Source organism: Helicobacter suis (genome assembly GCF_902196125.1).
GTDB lineage: Bacteria > Campylobacterota > Campylobacteria > Campylobacterales > Helicobacteraceae > Helicobacter > Helicobacter suis_B.
Window position 1 is genome coordinate 1 of sequence record NZ_CABIKG010000053.1, and the last position, 869, is coordinate 869.

At 41.1% G+C, this 869-nt stretch carries 1 pseudogene; it reads right to left on the reverse strand.

Annotated elements, in window-relative coordinates:
* A pseudogene (locus G6Q00_RS08245) lies at positions 1-869 on the reverse strand (hypothetical protein); the annotation flags it as partial.

An 869-nucleotide genomic window follows, 5' to 3' on the forward strand; every position in this document is an offset into this window, starting at 1 on the left:
CCTTGTTTGCGCGCAATCTTACTTTCAATGCTAGCTTCACTCTTAAGGATTTGGCCTAATTCTAAAGAATTATTAGCACTCTTAAGATTTTCTAAAAACCCTTTAAACTCCACCTCTTGAGCTTTAGCTATGTTATAAAGTTCTGTAGCTTTTGCTTTAAACTCTTGACTTTTAAGGGGGGTTGATGTAGGGTTACTTTCGGCATTGGCTAAAGTAGTCTTTTTAGCCTCCCATTGGGTGCTAGGCAAGTCTGTACTGCGCCTAGCGATGCTTTCTTTCTTTTCAAACGCGGTTAATACCCAATTTCCTTTCACTCCCTCAAAGTCTCTTCGGATACTTGCCTTATAGTTGGCATTCTCTAATTGGTAGCGATTAGGGCTTTCTTTAATAACTGGCAATGTTTGTATTAAATCATCTAGTTTATCTAATACTTCTGGGTGGTATTTAGCAATTTTAGCCAATCCATAACCATTACTTTTAGCACTCCCTGCTTTCCCCCACACCAAATCTATATCGCCTAAGTCCTCTCTATAAAATGCCCCGGCTACTTGTCCCTCTTTAGTCTCTAGTAGTTTATTAATTGCGCCTTTTGGATCATGGTAAAACTGCTCAAAGTTTGTACCAAAGGCTTTATTAGGGGTGATTTTAGTTGTTTGCTCATTTGGTAGAGCTCTGCCCTCTACACTCTGCCCTATTTCATCTTGTACTTTTAAGGGCGCTTCATTTGGTAGAGTTTTTGCCTCATTTACAGGCGCTTCACTTGCCCCCTCAACTTTGCTACTCTCTAGCGCTCTTGCCTCTTGTTGCCCCACTTCTGCCGCTTCACTTTGTAGCGCTCTTGCCTCTATATTTGCTTGAGTTGTTCCACT